The organism is Mesorhizobium sp. M0045, from assembly GCF_040323385.1.
Taxonomy (GTDB): domain Bacteria; phylum Pseudomonadota; class Alphaproteobacteria; order Rhizobiales; family Rhizobiaceae; genus Mesorhizobium.
The window spans coordinates 1-15,519 of record NZ_JAMYUY010000018.1 but is presented as its reverse complement, the minus strand read 5'-3'; the positions used below and the strand labels follow the sequence as shown (position 1 = coordinate 15,519).

Genomic DNA, 15,519 nt, shown 5'->3' with positions numbered 1-15,519 from the left:
ACGATGGGCTGGGGTTAGAGCAAGGCAAAGGATTTTCCGCAGATGAGCAAACCGCAAAACCCCGTCCAGATGGCCGTGATCGGTGCCGCGCACGGCATCAAGGGCGAATTGCGCGTCAAGAGCTTTACCGGCGACCCGCTGGCGCTGGCCGATTACGGTCCGCTCTACGCCAGGGATGGCCGCGCCTTCCAGATCGTCGACATCAGGCCTGCCAACACCGTCGTGGTGGTGCGCTTCAAAGGCGTCAACGATCGCAATGCCGCCGAGGCGCTTGCCGGCACCGAATTGTTCGTCGACCGTTCGGTGTTGCCTGATGAGGGCGAAGAGGACGAATTCTACCACACCGATCTCGTCGGGCTGGAGGTCAAGGACGACACCGGTGCCATTATCGGCAAGGTCGTCGCCGTGCATAATTTTGGCGGCGGCGACATTCTCGACGTGACGCTGGCGGGGCGCAAAGGCGTGCTTATCCCGTTCACGCAGGCCGCTGTTCCGGAAGTGTCGATCGCCGGCGGCTTTGTCCGCATCGATCCGGCTGCGGCAGGGTTGGTCGAGGACGAGGACGAGGACGGAGAGTCTGCCGAGCGCGACAGCTTCGACCCCAAGGGCCGGCCGCGCGGGCCGAGGGACGCCGGAGGCAACCGGTGAGTTTTTCGGCTTCGGTGCTGACGCTCTATCCCGAGATGTTTCCCGGCGCGCTTGGCCTGTCGCTGGCTGGCCGCGCGCTCGAGACCGGCATTTGGTCGCTCCAAACGATCCAGGTCCGCGACTTTGCCCGCGATCGTCACCGGACCGTGGACGACACGCCGGCCGGCGGCGGCGCCGGCATGGTGATGCGGGCAGACGTGCTGGCCAGCGCTATCGACCATGCCTCGCCGGCAGGCGATCCACGTCCGCGCCTGCTGATGAGCCCTCGCGGCAAGCCGCTGACACAGCGCCGTGTGCGTGAGCTCGCCGCCGGGCCGGGTGCGGTGATCGTCTGCGGCCGCTTCGAAGGCGTCGACCAGCGGGTCATCGAATCGCGAGGCCTCGAGGAAGTCTCGATCGGCGATTTCATCCTGTCCGGCGGCGAGCCGGCGGCACTCGTGCTGCTCGACGCCGTGGTGCGCCTGCTGCCCGGCGTGATGGGCAATGCGGTATCAGGCGAGGAAGAGAGCTTTGAAAACGGCCTGCTCGAACATCCGCATTATACGCGGCCGCAGGAATTCGAGGGCCGGCCGATTCCCGAAGTGTTGATTTCGGGCAATCACAGCAAGATCGCGGCGTGGCGGCGGGCCGAAGCGGAGAGGCTGACGAAGGAGCGACGGCCGGATCTTTTAGCCGCTCAGCCCTTATCGAAATAGTAGAAGGCCAGGAACAGGCCGACGGCAATGACGAAGCCGCGCACCGCGTTCTGCGGCACGCGCCTGGCGATCCAGACGCCGGCATAGCCGCCGAGCGCGCCACCCGGGATCATGATGATCGCCTGCAGCCAGGCGATGACGCCGCCAGAGACGAAGACCAGGATGGCAACCGCAGCGATGACCACGGCCAGCATGTTCTTCAATGCGTTCAGCCGATGATAATCGCCGGACTGGGTGAGACCGAGCGTCGCCAGCATCATGACGCCCATGCCGGCGCCGAAGAAGCCGCCATAGACGGCGGTGGCGAACTGCGCCAGCGACCCGACCAGCGAACCCACGGCGGCTTCATGCTCCGGCTTGGGGGCCGGCTTCAGCCATGGCCCGGCAGCGAACAACGCTGTTGCCGCCAGCAGCAGCCACGGCACCAAGGCGCGGAACGACGGGTTGTCGAGGCCTAGAAGGATGAGCGCGCCAGACAGCGCACCGAGAGCCGAAATGAGGCTGAGCAGCAGTGCGCCGCGCCAGAAATGCTTGATGTCGTGCCAATAGGCCAGCGTCGAGGTGATATAGCCAGGAAATTGCGTCACCGACGATGTCGCGTTGGCGACGATCGGCGGCAGGCCGGCCAGGGTCATGGCGCCAAAGGTTATGAACGTGCCGCCGCCGGCAACGGCGTTGACCGCGCCTGATAGAAAGCCGGCGAGAAAGAGCAGGACCGCGTCCAAGATTGGCATGGGGGGTGTCGTCGCTGGAGGAAAACGCCTATCATCCGGCTTAGAAAGCTTGACGCGCGGGCGCAACCCCCTGGACCACAAGCGATCACGGGACTGCCACAGCGGCGCCAGCCAAAAAGAAGCAGTGCCAAAAAAGAAACGGCGAAGGCGTGACAAAGCGCCGAAATAGCTGTATGTGCGCGCCGAACCGGAAGAAAATTCTCCCGGACCCGTCAACAGTGACGGTGTAGTCGCCCCTGCCCGATGTTCTCGAACAGAAGTTCTCGAACGAAGGGCATAGCCGAGCGGTCGATGCGACTGCAAGGCGAGTGTCGGACGCTCTGACTGTCGGAAGAACAAGAAGTGGATTATTGAGATGGACATCCTCCGTCAGCTCGAGGCCGAGCAGGCCGCCAAGATCGAAGCCAAGCGCAAGCTTCCCGAATTCCAGCCCGGCGATACCGTGCGCGTTCAGGTCCGCGTGACCGAAGGCACCCGCACCCGCGTCCAGGCCTATGAGGGCGTCGTCATCGCCCGCGCCGGTGCCGGCTTCCAGGAAAATTTCACCGTCCGCAAGATCTCCTACGGCGAAGGCGTGGAGCGTGTGTTCCCGGTCTATTCGCCGATGGTCGAGGGCGTCGAGATCGTGCGTCGTGGCAAGGTGCGTCGCGCCAAGCTGTACTATCTGCGTGACCGTCGCGGCAAGTCGGCCCGTATTTCGGAAAACACCGGCGTGCGCGCCCGCAAGCTCAACGATGAAGAGCGTGATGCGCTGAACGCCGAGAAGGCGCGCATCGAGGCCGAGAAAGTGGCCGCCGCCCAGGCGCTGGCCGCCGAGAAGGCCGCGCAGGACGCCGCCGAAAAGAAGGCCGCCGACGAGGCCGCCAAGGCCGCGGAAGCAGCTGCCGCCGAATAAGGCGTCTTCAAAACCCATGGTTCGGAAAGGCGGCTTCGGCCGCCTTTTTGTTTCGCGAGGTGGATTCGATTTTGCCGGTCCTCAATCGATACGGATCGTTCCGTAATGCCGCCATTGAAAGCATCGGAAACTCATTTTCGTGCAGAGCGGCGCATCGGAGCGGCTTGCAAGGCGCCTGCGGAAAGCTAAAGTCGGCGCCGGATTTCCTGCATGCCTCGGTCGATCGAGGCGGTTCAGTTCTTGGGGAGCGTGTCATGACCAAATCGAAACTGCTGCTGGCCGGCCTGCTGGCTTGCCTTCTCGTGCCCATCGCGGCCCTGGCGCAGGCGCTGCCCGATCTTGGCGGCAGGAAAGTGGTGGTGGTGACCGAAAACGCCTATCCGCCGCTGCAGTTTATCGATGCCAAGACCGGTAAGCAGATCGGTTGGGAATATGACGCGATGAACGAGATCGCCAAACGGCTGAACTTCAAGGTCGAGTACCAGAACACCTCGTGGGACGCGATGATCCAGGCGGTTTCCGACAACCAATACAACATCGGCATGACCGGCATCACCATCAAGGACGACCGCAAGCAGAAGGTCGATTTCTCCGATCCCTATATGCGCTCGGAACAGTTCATGCTGGTGCGCGGCGACGAGAAACGCTTCACCGATGCCAAGACGTTCGCTGCCTTCAAGGACGGGCTGATCGGTGCGCAGGCCGGCACCACGCCGTTCTACACCGCCGTCTATAGCGTGCTCGACGGCAATGAGCAGAACCCGCGCATAAAGCTGTTCGAGACATTCGGCGCGACGGTGCAGGCGCTGAAGGCGGGCGACGTCGATGTCGTGCTCACCGACGGCACTGCCGGCAAGGGCTATGTCGATGCGTCCAATGGCGGGCTGAAGCTGATCGGCGGGCCGCTCGGCACCGAGGATTTCGGCTTCATCTTCCCCAAGGGCTCCGACCTGGTGAAGCCGGTCAACGCGGCGATCGCCGCGCTCAAGGCCGACGGCACGCTCGACGCGCTCAACAAGAAGTGGTTCCTCGACTACAAGATGGGGCAGTAGGACTTTTGTCGCGGGTGCCGGGTGATGCGCGGGAGTGCGTGCTGACTCTGGGCGACTCTATAACCGGTATTGCTTGATGCCGTCGCCGCCTCTCGCCTCGGCCAAATCCGACTTCCCGTGGTGGCTTGCCGTGGCTGTGGCGATCGCCTTGGCCGCCGCCGTCTTCATCGTTGCCAGCGACCTCTATGCCCAGGTCTTCGTAACCGTCGCCAAGGGCATCGGCGTCACCATCTTCGTCACCGTGGTCGCCTTCGCGCTGGCTTGCGCGATCGGGCTCGGCGTCGCGCTGATGGGCCTGTCAGGCTCACGCTGGCTCAGCCAGATCGCCCGCTTCTACGTCGAGATCATCCGCGGCGTACCGATGCTGGTGCTGTTGTTCTGGATCGCCTTTGCCGGCGCGCCGGCCTTCGTCGCGGCGTGGAACGCGCTGACGGCGCCGTTGCAAAGCGCCGGCCTTTTCGGTGAGCTGCTGGTACGCGACGTCTCGCTTTTATGGCGCGCCGTCATGGCGCTGACCATCGGCTATTCCGCCTTCATCTCGGAGGTGTTCCGCGCCGGCATCCAGGCGGTCGAGAAAGGCCAGATCGAGGCGGCGAAGGCGCTCGGGCTGACGCGCACGCAGCGCTTCCGGCTGGTCGTCTTTCCGCAGGCGATCCGCACCATCCTGCCGCCGCTCGGCAATGATTTCGTCGCCATGGTCAAGGATTCCTCGCTGGTCTCGGTGCTCGGCGTCGCCGACATCACCCAGATGGGCAAGATCTACGCCGCCGGCTCGTTCCGCTTCTTCGAAACCTATTCGATCGTCGCCTATATCTATCTCATCCTGACCGTCGGCCTGTCGCTGGCCATGCGGGCGCTGGAGAAGCGGCTGCGCCACCAGCATGGGGAATAGAAGGCGGGCAAAAACGGCGCTACCATCGAGCCGACGCGACCGGAGAGGACCCATGATCATCGACGAGGCCAATGCGGCGCTTGAAGCGGTCTACACGGCCGACACGCCTGAGGCGCTCGCCAAGGCCTATGCGCAATGGGCCGCGACCTATGATGGCGAAACCGCGGCGCTCGGCTATCTCCTGCCGTTCCTGATCACCGCCTGGGTGGCGCGCTACGTGCCGCCGGGCGAAGGACCGCTGCTCGACGCCGGCTGCGGCACCGGCCTGTCGGGGCCGTCGCTCAAGGCGCTCGGCTACCACGACGTTGCCGGCCTCGACCTGTCGCATGACATGCTGAAAATCGCCGGCGGCCGGCAGGCCTACAGCGAGCTGAAACAGGCGATGCTCGGCGGGCCATTGCCCTGGCCGGACGGCTATTTCCGTGCCTTTTTCTCGACCGGCGTGTTCACCATCAGCCACGCGCCGGCGTCGGGCCTGCGTGAGCTGGTGCGCATCACCCGGAAGGGCGGCCACGCCATCTTTACGGTCCGTGACCAGGTGTTTGAAAGCAGCGGGTTCAAGGCCGTGTTTGGCGAACTGGAGCAGGCGAAAAAATGGCGGCCGGTCGAGGAGAGCCCATGGTTCCGCTGCTACGCGATCGCCGAGCCCGACGCGCTGGTGAAAACCTTCGTGTTCGAGGTGCTGTGAAGCGCCTGCGAAGGCAGACGCGATTGCTGAAAAGCCAAAACATTGATATGAGCAGCGCCATGGAAGAGCTTTTTGGCGATCCGGCCTATAAAGGTTTCGTGCTGCAGGACAGGAAACGCCTGCCGTCGCGATTTTCCGCGCGCGTCTGCGGGGCGCTGACCAGCCGACTTCGCTAGGGCGGACTCGCCAGGCTGTTTCGCCGGCCGACCGGCGTCCCTTTTCCCTTTTTAAATCGACGGATTTACGCACATGAGCGCACCGCGCACCCTCTACGACAAGATTTTCGACGACCATGTCGTCGACCGCCAGGACGACGGCACCTGCCTGCTCTATATCGACCGCCACCTCGTCCACGAAGTCACCAGCCCGCAGGCTTTCGAAGGCCTGCGCATGACCGGCCGCAAGGTTCGGCATCCGGAAAAGACGCTGGCTGTCGTCGACCACAACGTGTCGACTTCGCCGGAGCGAAAGTTCGGCATCAAGAACGAGGAAAGCCGCATCCAGGTCGAAGCGCTGGCCAAAAACGCCAAGGATTTCGGTATCGAATATTATTCCGAGAAGGATATCCGCCAGGGCATCGTCCACATCATCGGTCCCGAGCAGGGCTTCACGCTGCCCGGCATGACCATCGTCTGCGGCGACAGCCATACCTCGACGCATGGCGCGTTCGGGGCGCTGGCGCACGGCATCGGCACCTCGGAAGTCGAGCATGTGCTGGCGACGCAGACGCTGATCCAGCGCAAGGCCAAGAACATGCTGGTGCGCGTCGACGGCGCACTGCCGGGAGGCGTCACCGCCAAGGACATCATCCTCGCCATCATCGGCGAGATCGGCACAGCCGGCGGCACCGGCTATGTCATCGAATATGCCGGCGAGGCAATCCGTGCGCTGTCGATGGAAGGCCGCATGACGATCTGCAACATGTCGATCGAAGCCGGCGCGCGCGCCGGCCTGATCGCGCCGGACGAGACCACCTTCGCCTATGTCAAGGACAAGCCGCGCGCCCCCAAGGGCGAAGCCTGGGATGCCGCGCTCGCCTATTGGAAGACGCTGCAGTCCGACGAAGGCGCGCATTTCGACAAGGTCGTCGTGCTCGACGCGGCAAAGCTGCCGCCGATCGTCTCCTGGGGCTCCTCGCCCGAGGACGTGGTCTCGGTGCAAGGCATCGTGCCGAACCCGGACGACATCACCGACGAGAACAAGCGCACGTCCAAGCAGCGTGCACTCGACTATATGGGCCTGACACCGGGCACCAAGATCACCGATATCGAACTTGACCGCGTCTTCATCGGCTCCTGTACCAATGGCCGCATCGAGGATCTGCGCGCCGCCGCCAAGGTGATCGAAGGCAAGAAGGTCAATCCACGGGTCAGCGCGATGATCGTGCCGGGCTCCGGCCTGGTCAAGGAACAGGCCGAGGCCGAAGGCCTCGACAAGATCTTTGTCGCGGCCGGCTTCGACTGGCGCGAGCCGGGCTGCTCAATGTGCCTTGCCATGAACGACGACCGGCTGAAGCCGCATGAGCGCTGCGCCTCGACCTCGAACCGCAATTTTGAAGGGCGCCAAGGCTTCAAGGGCCGCACCCATCTGGTGTCGCCGGCAATGGCGGCGGCGGCGGCAATTGCCGGCCATTTCGTCGACATCCGCGAGTGGAAATAGCGCAGGGCGCGCCCAGTCGGAGAGTGCCCGAGCCGCAATGCGGTTCGGGCATTCTTCAGCCGGGCCGCCTGACGAATTCGTGAAATCCCTCACGTCGGCCGGGTTGGTCCTTTGCAACGATCAGCGCCAGTTGGCGCTCGTCGAAGAGTTTGAACCATTCATCCCATTCGACCAGTTCATAGCCGCCGGCATTGACCGGACGTTCGGGCTCATCCTGGTCCTGATAGGCATGCTGGCCGAAGACCAGCCTCAGCATGGGCTGCGTTCCGGCTTCGGGCGACACGTCGACGATCGCCGGAAAGCCGGCGCGCGCCGCCGCCCATGAGCGAATTGCATCGTGATCGGTCAGCATGATCGTGTCGGCCATCGGAGCGTCTCCTGGTTGCCGTCGTGAAACGCCGCTCGCCGTTCGCGGTTCCGCCCAGCGGCTGCGTCGACGCACCTGTCGTATATTCGCTTTCGCTTAACCGCTTGTTTGGGCTTCCGCTCTAACGTCTCCTGAGGGAAGCGAGGGGAAATTACAGCGCTTGGACACCGGCCTGCTCATAGCGCTGCTCAATCCAGGCATCGCCCTCACACTCGGCACTGCATTTCTCGTGCTGTGGTTCTATCAGCGTCACCGTCCCTATCTGGCCGTACTGGCGGCGGGCTACTCGGCCTCGGCCGCAGGCTTCCTGCTCCAGTATTTCACGCTGCCTGTCGGTATGGCGCCCACCAAGCTCATCTCGATCCTGTGCTTCACCTTTGCCACTTGCTGTCTCGCCGGCGCGGTCATTGCGCGCTATGGGCGGCGCGTGCCTTACACGGCGGTCGGCATTCTGGCCTGCGGCGGACTGGCCGCGTTCTCGTGGTTTCTTTTTGCCCGGCCGGATCTCACCTGGCGCATCCTTGCCATCAATTTCAGCTTCGGGGGCATCAGCCTGGTTGTTGCCGCCGAGTTGCGCGCGGTGCGCAACAACGGCCCGACAGAAATGGTCCTGTTCGTGCTGTCGCTGCTTTCCGGCATGAACTTCCTGGCGCGGACCCTTGCCGTCGTCATCGCGCATGGGCCGTTCACCAGCTATGAAGGGCTTTACACCTCGTCCTATTGGACGACGGCGCTGCTGTCGCATGCATTGCTGTCGCTGCTTATTGCACTTTGCCTGTTCGGCGCCGCCGCGCTCGATGTGATGAAGGCCCTGAAGACCGAAACCCTGACAGACCCGCTGTCGGGCCTGCTCAATCGCCGCGGCTTCGAGGAGCGCGCCACGCTGGTGCTGCAGCACTGTGCCACGGCCCGATCGGCGGTTACGCTGGTGCTGGCCGATCTCGATCATTTCAAGGCACTCAACGATCAGCATGGCCACGCGGCCGGCGATCGCGTCATCGTCGATTTCGCCGCCAAGCTTCTGTCGACTGCAGGTGCGTGCGGCGTTGCCGGCCGCATCGGCGGCGAAGAGTTCGCCGTGCTGTTGCCGCTCAGCGACCTTGGCGCGGCAAGACTGTATGCCGAAACCGTTCGCACGCTCTATTCGGCGGGCCGAATCGACGGGCTTCCGCCCGAGACAAGAGTGACCGCGAGCTTCGGCGTGGCCGCCCGCACCAGCGACGAAGGGCTGGACCCGCTGATGCGCCGCGCCGACGAAGCGCTCTACAAAGCCAAGAGGAATGGCCGCGACAGCGTGTGCCTGTCCTATCAGCGGCTTGAAACGGTCGTCCTTCCCAATCGGACCAGTGCTGGCTGAGCATCAGCGGCGGCTTCGAATTAACGTCTTTTTCGCGCGTTGGTGATCTGCTGTTCCGGGGGAGTGCCAAAACGCCATGGGCAGCGCCAATTTCATCCTGCTGATCAACCTGTTCGTTGCCGGGCTGCTGGCGGCGGCCTTCATGACGATCGCGGTCTATGACGCCGGCCGGGTGTCGGCGCGCTGGCTAGCGTTCGGCTATGTGCTCGGCATGGCTTATTTCGCGATCGAGTTCAGCATTCCTGCCTTCGACAATGCGCGCCCCGTAGTTGGCGCCGCCTTTGCCGCTTTCCTTGCTGCTACCATCGCCTTCAATGGCGGGCTTGCCCATAAATACCGCGTTTCGCCGCCTTGGGCGCCGATGCTGTTCTTCCTGATCTTCGCCACCCTCGCGGTCTACTTCGTCCAGGACCTGCCACGCCAATCCTTTGTGCGAATGGCGGCCTACCAGCTTCCCTATGCGGCCATGCAATTCACCGGGCTGGCGATCGTCTTGTCGTCCAGGCAAAGACGCGAGCGGCTCGACTATATGCTGATGGCTGTCCTGGCGGCCAGCACCTTGCAATTCGCCAGCAAACCCTTCATCGCCCATGCGCTTGGGGGCTGGGGTGCCAACCCGCAATCTTATGCGCAGACCAGCTATGCGTTGGTGTCGCAGTCTGTCGGCACCGTGTTCGGCCTGGCGCTTGCGCTGGTGACATTGGCTATCCTGGTCCGCGACGTGCTCGCCGAGGCGACGTCGAAATCGGAAACCGACACGCTTTCGCGGCTGCTCAACCGTGGCGGCTTCGAGCGCCATGCCGAGATCGCACTGCGTGACGCCATGCGGCGCGCCGTTCCAGCGGCACTGGTCATTGCCGATCTCGACCATTTCAAGCGCATCAACGATACTTACGGCCACGCGTCGGGCGATCGGGTCATCGAGGCCTTTGCCGGTTTTCTCCGCGATGCCGCGGCCGACCATCATGTCGCCGGACGCATCGGCGGCGAGGAATTCGCTATTTTTCTGCCGGGGACCAATCTAGCCGCCGCCCGGCTCTTTGCCGAGGGCACGCGCAGCGCCTTCGGTGCCACGCCGATCGACTGCCTGCCCGCGAATCATCGCTGCAGCGCCAGCTTCGGCGTTGCCGAGCTTGGTCCGGGCGAAAGCTTTTCCGACCTGCTGCGGCGCGCCGACAAAGCGCTCTATCAGGCGAAGGGCAGCGGCCGCGATTGCGTGCGTGTCTCGGTGGGGCCGGCTGTTGCCCTGCCGGCGCCGTCAACCAAGGGCGGCGTGGCCGTCAGCGGCAGGGGCTGAGCTCCGGCATCTCGCCGTCGGAGAGGCCGTACATATAGCTGCGGCCCTTGACGAAAACCGGTGGCCTGTAGCAGTCGCCGCCGCGGACATCGTCCGATTCGTTTTCGTAGATCACGTTGGGCTGGCCGGCGCCGGTGTAGTCGGACAATTCCTTGGCCAGCTTGCCTTCGCCGACGAGGATACGCTTGTAGCCGGCGGCGCTTTCGATGACCAGATTGCCGAAGGAATCGGCATAGACGCGGTCATGATGGCGCGCCCCGGCGAATGCCGGTGCGACGACGCCGACGGCGAGCGCCGCCAATAGGAACCAGGGAAGGCGCGATCCTGCTGAATTCGAATGCATGGCGTGCTGCTCCATTGCTGAGAGGCAAGCCTCCTCGAATCAGAAATTAACCTTTTATTAACCTTTGTTAAGAGGGCAACCGCAGTCGGGGCCAGGTCCTGGAAAATATGGTTAATACCTGATCGCCCACCGGCCATCATTCGGCCATGCCTTGTTCCCACCATCGCCGGCATCGGGCGCGACTCATGAAAATCCGGGGGGCTCGATGCGCGGGGGAAAGCAGCATGAGATTACACCGCAGGTTTCGGGTGGCGCTGGCCATTCCGCCGTTACTGGCGGCCGCCGCCTGCGCGCCGCAGACCAGGGCGCCCAAGCTTGGCAATACGGCCGCCGCTTCCGTGTCGCTTGCTCCCGCCGCCAGCGAACCGACGGCACCGCAGCCGCGCATTGCTACTTACAACTGCGCCGATGGTAGCGTGATGACCATCGAGAACCTGGGCACGTCGGTGCGCGTGCTCGGCCAGGACGGCACCAGTGCCGAGCTGCCGGCCTCACCGGCCAATCAGACCAGCCGTTACGGCGAGGCGCATGACGCAATCGTGATCGACGGGCGTGACGCGCTGGTGATGAAGGGCGGTGCCTCACCGCTGGCCTGCAAGCGCTGATCCGCCCCCTTGTGGCAGCCATATTTTGCAGTGCAGCGACATTGTGCCGGCTCAAGGCGATAGTCCTAATCGATTGAAGCTGAAAATGCCGCTTTCATCAGACTAAATTACGTTTTCGAAACGGTTTTCCGGCTTTGACGCGGTGCAAAAAGAGCATTAGAAACCGGCTGTCCGAAGTCGCAACCGGAAGCGGCAATGCCGCATTCCCACCTGAGGCTCCAGAGACGCCGAACTGGGGGAGCCATGAGCAAATCACCAGCCACCCGCGAATTTGCCAGACGTGAACGGCCGCTTTCGCCGCACCTGACCGTCTATCGGCCGCCGATCACCATGACGATGTCGATCGTCCACCGCATCACCGGCGGGGCGCTCTATTTCGGCACGCTTCTGGTCGCGCTGTGGCTGATGGCGGCGGCGAGTTCGGAGGCGACCTTCAATGCCGTCAACTGGGCCTTCGGCTCGTGGCTGGGACGGCTGGTGCTGTTCGGCTACAGCTGGGCGCTGATGCACCACATGCTGGGCGGTGTGCGCCATCTGATCTGGGACACTGGGGCAGGGCTGGAAAAGCATACCGCGTCGAGGATCGCCTGGGCGACGCTGGCCGGCTCGGTCACGCTGACGCTGCTGATCTGGATCGCCGGCTACATGGCGCGGGGGAGCCTGACATGAGCGGCAAAAACACCGACATGCGTACGCCGCTGGCCAAGGTCCGCGGCCTCGGTTCCGCCCGCGAGGGCACCGGCCATTTCTTGCGCCAGCGGCTGACGGCGATCTCCAACATCCCGCTGGTCCTGTTCTTCGTGGGTTTCCTGATCGCACTCAACGGTGCCAGCTATATCGAGGTGCGCGCCGCACTTGCCAATCCATTCGTGGCACTGGTGCTGGCGCTGGTCCTGCTGTCGGTGCTCTACCACATGCGGCTCGGCATGCAGGCAATCATCGAAGACTATGTGCATGGCGAAGGCGCCAGGCTGGCGCTGCTCGCCCTCAACACATTCTTTCCCGTAGTCGTCGGCGTCGCTTCGGTCTTCGCCCTGCTTAAACTGGCATTTGGAGGCTGAGTTTTGGCCAAGGACGCGAAGAACGCCAACACGGCTTCCGCCTATAGCTATGTCGACCACAAATTCGACGTCGTGGTCGTCGGCGCCGGCGGCGCCGGCCTGCGGGCCACGCTCGGCATGGCCGAGCAGGGCCTGCGCACCGCCTGCATCACCAAGGTGTTCCCGACGCGCTCGCATACGGTTGCGGCGCAGGGCGGCATTGCCGCCTCGCTCGCCAATATGGGTCCCGACAACTGGCAGTGGCATCTCTTCGACACCGTCAAAGGCTCGGATTGGCTGGGCGACACCGACGCGCAGGAATACATGGTGCGCGAAGCGCCGGCGGCAGTCTACGAGCTCGAGCATTACGGCGTCCCCTTCAGCCGCACCGAGGACGGGAAAATCTACCAGCGGCCGTTCGGCGGCATGATGATGAATTTCGGCGAGGGGCCGCCGGTGCAGCGCACCTGCGCGGCCGCCGACCGCACCGGCCACGCCATGCTGCACACGCTCTACGGCCAGTCGCTGAAGCACAATGCGCAGTTCTTCATCGAGTATTTCGCGCTCGACCTGATCATGGAGCCGGACGGCACCTGCACCGGCGTCGTCGCCTGGAACCTCGACGACGGCACCATCCACCGCTTTTCGGCGAAAATGGTGGTGCTGGCGACCGGCGGCTATGGCCGCGCTTATTTCTCGGCCACCTCGGCGCATACCTGCACCGGCGATGGCGGCGGCATGGCCGCACGCGCAGGGCTGCCGCTGCAGGACATGGAGTTCGTGCAGTTCCACCCGACGGGCATCTACGGCGCCGGCTGCCTGATCACCGAGGGCGCGCGCGGCGAGGGCGGCTATCTCGTCAATTCCGAGGGCGAGCGCTTCATGGAACGCTACGCGCCGTCAGCCAAGGATCTGGCTTCGCGCGACGTGGTCTCGCGCTGTATGACGCTGGAGATCAGGGAGGGCCGCGGCGTCGGCCCGAAGAAGGATCATATCTTCCTGCACCTCGACCATCTCGACCCGGCCGTTCTGCACGAGAGGCTCCCGGGTATTTCGGAATCGGCAAAGATCTTTGCCGGCGTCGACCTGACCAAGGAGCCGATCCCGGTGCTGCCGACGGTCCATTACAATATGGGCGGCGTGCCGACCAATTACTGGGGCGAAGTGCTCAACCCTACTGCCTTGAACCCGGACCAGGTGTCGCCCGGGCTGATGGCGGTCGGTGAGGCCGGCTGCGCCTCGGTGCACGGCGCCAACCGGCTGGGCTCGAACTCGCTGATCGACCTGGTGGTGTTCGGCCGTGCGGCGGCAATCCGGGCCGGCCAGGTGATCGACCGGACATCGGCGATCCCTTCGCCCAACGAGGCCGCCGTCGAAAAGATCATGGACCGCTTCGACCGGCTGCGTCACGCCAACGGCTCGACGCCGACAGCGGTTTTGCGCGAAAAAATGCAGAAGGCGATGCAGGAGGACGCGGCGGTGTTCCGCACCCAGGAATCGCTGGAAAGCGGCTGCAGGCGCATTTCGCAGCTTTGGGGCGAGCTCAAGGACGTCAAGGTGTTTGACCGCTCGATGATCTGGAACTCCGACCTGGTCGAGACGCTGGAGCTGGAAAATCTGATGGCCAACGCCATCACCACCGTCTACGGCGCCGAGGCGCGCAAGGAAAGCCGCGGCGCGCACGCGCGGGAGGACTTTTCGGCCCGCGACGACGCCAACTGGCGCAAGCATACGCTGGCCCGGCTCAACGAGGCCGGCGAGGTGGCGCTCAGCTACCGGCCGGTGCACACCGAGACGCTGCTCAAGGAGGCAGATGGCGGCATCAATCCGGCCAAGATTGCGCCGAAGGCCAGGGTGTATTGATGGTGGCGCTGGCGGTTGCAGGATATTCCGGCACGCCCCTTCCGGCCAAGCTCGGCCTGAAGGACGGGATGATTGCCGCCTTCATCGCCTTGCCGCCTGAACTCGACGATCTGGCCGAGGCCGTCGATTTCGCCCATGTCGACCGGCTGGCCGACTGGTCGAAGATTTCAAATGCTGCATTGAAATACGATGCCGTTCACGCCTTCACCAGACAGCGTGCAGAGATCGAGGACCGTCTCGCCGATGTCGAAGCGGCGATCAAGCGCGACGGCATGGTCTGGGTGTCCTGGCCGAAAAAGGCGTCGAAAGTGCCGACCGACGTCACCGAGGACGTTATCCGCGCCGAGGCGCTGAAGCTCGACCTCGTCGACGTCAAGGTCGCCGCCGTGAACGAGATCTGGTCCGGGCTGAAGCTCGTCATCCGAAAGGACCTGAGGTAATGGTCGAACTGACGCTTCCGAAAAACTCGAAGATCATGGCCGGAAAAACCTGGCCGAAGCCGGAGGGCGCGACCAATCTGCGCGAATACCGCATCTACCGCTGGTCGCCGGACGATGACGAGAACCCGCGGATGGATACGTATTTCGTCGACATGGACGATTGCGGGCCGATGGTGCTCGACGCGCTGCTCTGGATCAAGAACAAGATCGATCCGACGCTGACCTTGCGCCGCTCCTGCCGCGAAGGCATTTGCGGCTCCTGCGCCATGAACATCGACGGATCGAACACGCTGGCCTGCACCAAGGGCTGCGACGACATTTCCGGCGCGATCAAGGTCTATCCGCTGCCGCATATGGCCGTGGTCAAGGACCTCGTGCCCGACCTCACCAATTTCTACGCCCAACACGCCTCGATCGAGCCGTGGCTGAAGACGGTGTCGCCCGAGCCGGCCAAGGAATGGCTGCAAAGCCACGAGGACCGCGAAAAGCTCGACGGGCTGTACGAGTGCATATTGTGCGCCTGCTGCTCGACCTCCTGCCCGAGCTACTGGTGGAACGGCGATCGCTATCTCGGCCCGGCGACGCTTCTGCAGGCCTATCGCTGGCTGATCGATTCCAGGGACGAGGCGACGGGCGAGCGGCTCGACAATCTCGAAGACCCGTTCCGGCTCTATCGCTGCCACACCATCATGAACTGCGCCCAGACCTGCCCCAAGGGGCTCAACCCGGCCAAGGCGATCGCCGAGATCAAGAAAATGATGGTGGAGCGACGGGTATAGGGGGTGATCGGCTTTGCCGATCGTGTTGTCCGTAGCGATCCTTCGCGCCCCCCTCTGTCCTGCCGGACATCTCCCCCGCAAGGGCAGGGGAATCGCATATGGCGATTTTGGGGTTGAGTTTAGGCTGAGAAAGGATTCTTTGGAGAGGCAGTTGAGCGAAGGAGC

18 protein-coding genes are annotated in these 15,519 nt (G+C 63.8%); 15 read left to right on the top strand and 3 right to left on the bottom strand.

Features of this window, described 5'->3' with window-relative positions; genetic code table 11:
• Positions 1–42: 42 nt before the first annotated feature.
• Entirely contained in the window at positions 43–648 is a 606-nt protein-coding gene (gene rimM / locus NKJ72_RS23765; protein ID WP_352479650.1) for a ribosome maturation factor RimM, read from the top strand.
• A complete protein-coding gene (gene trmD, locus NKJ72_RS23760; RefSeq protein WP_352479649.1) occupies positions 645–1,343 on the top strand; it encodes a tRNA (guanosine(37)-N1)-methyltransferase TrmD in 699 nt (232 codons plus the stop codon). Before rimM ends, trmD begins: the two co-directional genes overlap by 4 nt.
• Here trmD and NKJ72_RS23755 read toward each other — a convergent pair.
• Positions 1,325–2,077 (bottom strand): sulfite exporter TauE/SafE family protein, encoded by a 753-nt coding sequence (locus NKJ72_RS23755; RefSeq protein WP_023679781.1) that lies wholly within the window; start codon positions 2,075–2,077, stop codon positions 1,325–1,327. The two genes, trmD and NKJ72_RS23755, sit on opposite strands and share 19 nt — an antisense overlap.
• Positions 2,078–2,432: 355 nt before the next feature.
• Between NKJ72_RS23755 and rplS the strand changes: the two genes are divergently transcribed.
• The 5 genes from rplS (at position 2,433) to leuC (ending at position 7,263) form a co-directional block, all read left to right on the top strand.
• On the top strand, positions 2,433–2,972 hold the full coding sequence (rplS, locus tag NKJ72_RS23750; protein WP_254817835.1) for a 50S ribosomal protein L19: 540 nt from the start codon (positions 2,433–2,435) through the stop codon (positions 2,970–2,972).
• A 254-nt stretch (positions 2,973–3,226) separates the two neighbouring features.
• A complete protein-coding gene (locus tag NKJ72_RS23745; RefSeq protein ID WP_254817834.1) occupies positions 3,227–4,024 on the top strand; it encodes a transporter substrate-binding domain-containing protein in 798 nt (265 codons plus the stop codon).
• Positions 4,025–4,100: 76 nt separating this feature from the next.
• Positions 4,101–4,916: an amino acid ABC transporter permease gene (locus NKJ72_RS23740; RefSeq protein ID WP_352479648.1), complete on the top strand. Its 816-nt coding sequence runs from the start codon at positions 4,101–4,103 to the stop codon at positions 4,914–4,916.
• A gap of 52 nt (positions 4,917–4,968) precedes the next feature.
• Complete coding sequence (locus tag NKJ72_RS23735; protein ID WP_352479647.1) at positions 4,969–5,604, top strand: class I SAM-dependent DNA methyltransferase; 636 nt, start codon at positions 4,969–4,971, stop codon at positions 5,602–5,604.
• Between the two features lie 249 nt (positions 5,605–5,853).
• The gene (gene leuC / locus NKJ72_RS23730) at positions 5,854–7,263 is read left to right on the top strand and encodes a 3-isopropylmalate dehydratase large subunit (RefSeq protein WP_352479646.1); all 1,410 of its coding nucleotides are present in this window, start codon (positions 5,854–5,856) and stop codon (positions 7,261–7,263) included.
• A gap of 55 nt (positions 7,264–7,318) precedes the next feature.
• Here the strand turns inward: leuC and NKJ72_RS23725 are convergent, their stop codons facing one another.
• Positions 7,319–7,630: a hypothetical protein gene (locus NKJ72_RS23725; protein WP_352479645.1), complete on the bottom strand. Its 312-nt coding sequence runs from the start codon at positions 7,628–7,630 to the stop codon at positions 7,319–7,321.
• A gap of 160 nt (positions 7,631–7,790) precedes the next feature.
• On the opposite strand from NKJ72_RS23725, the gene NKJ72_RS23720 reads away from it, so the two are divergent.
• Both NKJ72_RS23720 and NKJ72_RS23715 read left to right on the top strand, forming a co-directional pair.
• Positions 7,791–8,987, top strand: coding sequence for a GGDEF domain-containing protein (locus NKJ72_RS23720; protein WP_352479644.1), 1,197 nt, complete (start codon positions 7,791–7,793; stop codon positions 8,985–8,987).
• Positions 8,988–9,063: 76 nt separating this feature from the next.
• A complete protein-coding gene (locus NKJ72_RS23715; RefSeq protein ID WP_352479643.1) occupies positions 9,064–10,284 on the top strand; it encodes a GGDEF domain-containing protein in 1,221 nt (406 codons plus the stop codon).
• Here the strand turns inward: NKJ72_RS23715 and NKJ72_RS23710 are convergent.
• The gene (locus NKJ72_RS23710; RefSeq protein WP_352479642.1) at positions 10,268–10,627 is read right to left on the bottom strand and encodes a hypothetical protein; all 360 of its coding nucleotides are present in this window, start codon (positions 10,625–10,627) and stop codon (positions 10,268–10,270) included. The two genes, NKJ72_RS23715 and NKJ72_RS23710, sit on opposite strands and share 17 nt — an antisense overlap.
• Positions 10,628–10,851: 224 nt before the next feature.
• Between NKJ72_RS23710 and NKJ72_RS23705 the strand changes: the two genes are divergently transcribed.
• The 6 genes from NKJ72_RS23705 to NKJ72_RS23680 all read left to right on the top strand — a co-directional run bounded on the left by NKJ72_RS23705 (position 10,852) and on the right by NKJ72_RS23680 (position 15,354).
• The gene (locus tag NKJ72_RS23705) at positions 10,852–11,232 is read left to right on the top strand and encodes a hypothetical protein (protein ID WP_352479641.1); all 381 of its coding nucleotides are present in this window, start codon (positions 10,852–10,854) and stop codon (positions 11,230–11,232) included.
• 243 nt (positions 11,233–11,475) lie between these two features.
• On the top strand, positions 11,476–11,901 hold the full coding sequence (sdhC, locus tag NKJ72_RS23700; protein ID WP_352479640.1) for a succinate dehydrogenase, cytochrome b556 subunit: 426 nt from the start codon (positions 11,476–11,478) through the stop codon (positions 11,899–11,901).
• A complete protein-coding gene (gene sdhD, locus NKJ72_RS23695; RefSeq protein WP_352479639.1) occupies positions 11,898–12,293 on the top strand; it encodes a succinate dehydrogenase, hydrophobic membrane anchor protein in 396 nt (131 codons plus the stop codon). Before sdhC ends, sdhD begins: the two co-directional genes overlap by 4 nt.
• Before the next feature lie 3 nt (positions 12,294–12,296).
• Positions 12,297–14,135, top strand: coding sequence for a succinate dehydrogenase flavoprotein subunit (sdhA, locus tag NKJ72_RS23690; protein WP_254817824.1), 1,839 nt, complete (start codon positions 12,297–12,299; stop codon positions 14,133–14,135).
• A gap of 2 nt (positions 14,136–14,137) precedes the next feature.
• Positions 14,138–14,575 carry a DUF3052 family protein gene (locus tag NKJ72_RS23685; protein WP_352479734.1) on the top strand — a complete coding sequence of 146 codons (438 nt, stop codon included), beginning with the start codon at positions 14,138–14,140 and terminating at the stop codon, positions 14,573–14,575.
• Positions 14,575–15,354 carry a succinate dehydrogenase iron-sulfur subunit gene (locus NKJ72_RS23680; RefSeq protein ID WP_352479638.1) on the top strand — a complete coding sequence of 260 codons (780 nt, stop codon included), beginning with the start codon at positions 14,575–14,577 and terminating at the stop codon, positions 15,352–15,354. Before NKJ72_RS23685 ends, NKJ72_RS23680 begins: the two co-directional genes overlap by 1 nt.
• Positions 15,355–15,519: the final 165 nt, after the last annotated feature.